This window comes from Muribaculum sp., from assembly GCF_029051885.1.
Classification (GTDB): domain Bacteria; phylum Bacteroidota; class Bacteroidia; order Bacteroidales; family Muribaculaceae; genus Muribaculum.
The window spans coordinates 1-4272 of sequence record NZ_JAIDKI010000226.1 but is presented as its reverse complement, the minus strand read 5'-3'; the positions used below and the strand labels follow the sequence as shown (position 1 = coordinate 4272).

At 52.6% G+C, this 4272-nt stretch carries 2 protein-coding genes; both read right to left on the bottom strand.

What is annotated here, in order from left to right; genetic code table 11:
- Positions 1-258: 258 nt before the first annotated feature.
- Positions 259-2601 (bottom strand): type I DNA topoisomerase, encoded by a 2343-nt coding sequence (gene topA / locus K2I50_RS09220; RefSeq protein ID WP_301026027.1) that lies wholly within the window; start codon positions 2599-2601, stop codon positions 259-261.
- 185 nt (positions 2602-2786) lie between these two features.
- A complete protein-coding gene (locus K2I50_RS09215) occupies positions 2787-3956 on the bottom strand; it encodes an MFS transporter (protein ID WP_301026026.1) in 1170 nt (389 codons plus the stop codon).
- Between the last annotated feature and the right edge of the window lie 316 nt (positions 3957-4272).

The window sequence follows — 4272 nt, the reverse complement described above, 5'->3', positions numbered from 1 at the left end:
ATCTTGGCCGCTTTTCGCCCTGTTCCTCAGTCGTGTACATAAAGTACACTCCTTCGTCACATGTCGAAAATCGTCTAAAGCTATACGACCCTGGCGGCAACATTTATTATTAAACAAGCTCTTAGATTCAGAGAGAATTTCCGAGAATGTTTTGAGATTGAATGAAGGAATTATGAGGTTCCATAATGACTGTATGAAAGCTCGAAACAGGCCGGAAAGACCTCTTAAGATTTCATAAAGTTAAATTCAAACATTCTCCTATTTTTTACGTGAGGATGTGCGGCGTGTCGAGGTCTTCTTGGGCTTGGCATCCTGCTCTTCGGCCATTTTCAGCAATTCATCGCGGGTAAGATTCTCAGGATGCTCAAGACCGCGCGGCAACTTATAGTTGTTCTTGTTGTAGGTGAAGTAAACGCCATAACGGCCGTTGAGTATCTGCATGTCACCGTCGCCCTCAAACGTCTTGATTACCTTCTTGCTCTCGCTGTCGCGCTTGGCCACAATCAGCTCCTCGGCCTCAGTCAGGGTGATTGCGGCAGGTGCAAGCTCCTTGGGTATGGACACAAACTTGCCGTCGTGGCGCACATACGGGCCAAAACGCCCTATGGCCACAGTGACCGCCTTCCCCTCAAACTCGCCGAGCGTGCGCGGGAATTCAAACAGTTTCAGAGCTTCTTCCAGAGTAAGTGTACTCAGCGACTGCCCCTTGAGCAACGACGCAAACTGAGGCTTGTCGTCATCGCCATCAGCGCCGCCTATCTGCACGAGCGGTCCGAAACGCCCGATTTTCACACTCACAGGCTTTCCGGTGGCAGGGTCGGTGCCAAGCAGACGCTCTCCCACACGGTGCTCGAGGCGCATGTTGTTGGCCTGCTCCACATCGGGATGAAACACCTTGTAGAAATCGCCGATTTCACTGTTCCACTTAAGCTGGCCTTCGGCTATATCATCAAACTTCTCCTCCATCCTGGCCGTGAAGTCATAGTCGAGAATCGAAGGGAAATATTTGATAAGGAATTCGTTGACCACCATGCCTATGTCGGTCGGGACGAGCTTGCCCTTCTCCGAACCTGTGACCTCCGAACGTGTCGAACGAGCTATCTTTCCGTCAGAGTCAAGCGAAAGCACCTCGTAGAAGCGCTCCACACCCTCCTTCTCACCCTTCTCCACATACTCGCGGGCCTGGATGGTGGATATAGTAGGAGCATATGTCGACGGACGCCCGATGCCGAGCTCTTCCATCTTCTTCACAAGCGATGCCTCGGTATAGCGCGGGGGGTGCTGTGTAAAACGTTCGGTGGCGACAATCGAGCGCATGTCTACAGTGTCGCCGCTCTTCATGGCAGGCAGACGCGACTCGCTGCCGCTGTCGGCGCTGTCGTCGTCGCGGCCTTCGATATACACACGCAGGAATCCGTCAAACCGTATCACCTCGCCATTGGCCGTAAAATGGTCGGCGCATGTCGAGGGCGATATGTCGACAGTAGTGCGGTCAATCCGCGCATCAGCCATCTGCGACGCTATAGTACGCTTCCATATGAGTGAATACAAACGCTTTTCCTGCGACGTGCCGTCGATTTCGGCCACATGCACATCGGTAGGACGTATAGCCTCGTGGGCCTCCTGGGCGCCTTTGGAATTGGTGTGGTAATGGCGCACCTTGAGATATTCCTCGCCAAGGCGCCGGGTCACCTCCTCCGAGATTGCGTTGACAGCAAGAGTCGAAAGATTGAGCGAGTCGGTACGCATATAAGTAATGTGTCCGGCCTCATATAGCTTCTGGGCCACCATCATCGTCTGCGACACAGTCATTCCGAGCTTGCGAGCGGCCTCCTGCTGGAGGGTCGAGGTGGTAAATGGCGGTGCGGGCGACTTGGTGACAGGCTTTGTAATGACATCTGAAATGGTAAACCGTGCATCGCGGCAAGCCTCAAGCAAAGCCTCGGCGCTCGCGCTGTCGGGCAGACGGCGCTCAAGCTGTGCGGCCAAAGGCGCTCCACCCGAGGTTGTAAACTCGCCATTGACACGATAGTAAGGCTCGGCCTTGAAATTCTTGATTTCAAGCTCGCGCTCCACGATAAGCCTTACAGCAACAGACTGTACACGTCCGGCCGATAATGCCGGTTTGATTTTCTTCCACAACACCGGTGAAAGCTCGAATCCTACTATACGGTCAAGCACACGTCGGGCCTGCTGGGCGTCGACGCGGTTGAGATCGATAGCACGCGGATGTCTTATAGCCTCCTCAATTGCTTTTTTGGTAATTTCATGGAATACGATGCGCCGCGTGGTGGCAGGATCAAGACCAAGCACCTCGCAAAGATGCCATGCGATAGCCTCACCCTCGCGGTCCTCATCAGACGCCAGCCATACGACATCGGCAGCCTTGACAGCCTTGCGAAGGTCATCGACCAGCTGTTTCTTGTCGTCGGGTATCTCATAGACAGGCGCAAAACCATTGTCGATGTCTATACCGAACTTCTTCTTGTTGAGGTCACGGATATGGCCGTATGACGACATTACCTTGTAGTCATTTCCCAAAAACTTCTCTATGGTTTTGGCCTTTGCGGGCGATTCGACTATTACTAGATTCTTAGGCATTTTCAGTTTTGTGGATGAAAAATTTTGACAAAATTAGGAAAAAGTGTTAATAGATTGTCTATAAAAATGCCCAATTTTTTCGCGGAGACGGTTTACAGCGCTCCATAAGGCGTTTTTCCTCTGACAAATCCGTGCACATGGATGAAACATCCGTGCGCAATTAAAGTTCGCCCCGACACTGTGTGTCAGCGGGCATGCGGCACACCGTTGCGCCGCTCGTAATGATAATAAAGGTACACAAGCATAAGCGCTCCGACGGCCACAAGCGGCAACCCTACCACAGCAGGCGCCATATAGCTGTCGGTATAGTTGATTACCTTACCTCCGAACCATGCGGCTATCGCATTGCCGGCATTGTAGGCAATCTGTATGCATGCAGCACCGAGCATCTCGCCACCGCGGGCATATCCCACTATATCGCTCTGCAGGGGGCTGCCCGAACCAAACAATGCCGCTGTGCCGAGCACCATAAGCACCACGGCGGCCAGCTTGTAGTGACCCAGATAGAAAAACAGTACGAGCACCGGTATCGCCGAGGCCTGCACACTCGCAGCCACCGCTGCCGGCTTGAAACGGTCGCCAAGACGTCCGGCCACCAGATTGCCGGCAAACATGCCGAATCCGGCAAGGACCATAAGCCATGACATCGAGTCACGCGAAAATCCCGCCACAAGAGTGAGCTGCGGGTCAATGAAGCTGTACCAGCTGTAGATACCTATCTGACCCAGCAGCACACCTCCGAAAATAAGCCATGGCGGCAGGGTGCGCATAAAGCGGAACTGCCCTTTGAATCCCATATCCTCAAGGCCGGGCACGTCAGGCACCCAGCATCTTATGGCGATGAAAGTAGCCGCGGCGCTCAATCCCACCACAATGTAGGCAATACGCCACGACGCCACATTGGAGATGAGCGTACCGGCCGGAACACCCACCAGCGTAGCCACCGTCATGCCGCCTATCAATATAGCCACCGCACTGGCGGCCTTGGATGGCGATGCCAGCTTGCGGGCAACTATCGCCCCCACTCCGAAATATGCGCCGTGGGGAAGACCTGATATAAATCTTGCCACACAGAATGTCCAGAATCCGGGAGCCACTGCGGCAAGCAGATTGCCTGCCATGATGACCGCAGCAAGCAGCAGCATAAGTTTCTTCAGGGCCATCTTTCTCGCAAACAGCAGAGCCGGCGCGCCTGCACACACTCCACACGCATAAGCCGAAATAAAAGCTCCGGCTCCCGACACGCTCACATGCATATCGACGGCAAGCATGCCAAGGATACCCATAGTAAGATATTCAGTGATTCCAAGCGCAAATGTACCAAGCGCCAAAGCAAACAATCCTCTTTTGTTCATAGGTTACAGTATCTGAAAAATCGGGCGCAAATTTACTAAATATATCCTTTTCACAATGCTATTCCGGAGATTGTCTAAGAGCTTGTTTAATAATAAATGTTACCGTCAGGGCGGTCAATCGTCGAGCAGATTTTCGCTTGTGATGAGGGAGTTATGGGGTTCCATAACGACCGAAGAGCAGGCGGAAAGATGCCGGCGAATGACCGACGGGAGACATTTTGTTTTATATCGTTGATATGTTTTTGCATTTATTTCAAATTCAGCAAGAGATTGAGGAATTATAAAATTACCGGTTGTTTCGTATATCTTGGCCGCT

Excerpts from the sequence above, each read along its gene's own strand:
- topA (WP_301026027.1), bottom strand. The coding sequence starts at position 2,601 with ATGCCTAAGAATCTAGTAATAGTCGAATCGCCCGCAAAGGCCAAAACC.
- K2I50_RS09215 (WP_301026026.1), bottom strand. The coding sequence starts at position 3,956 with ATGAACAAAAGAGGATTGTTTGCTTTGGCGCTTGGTACATTTGCGCTT.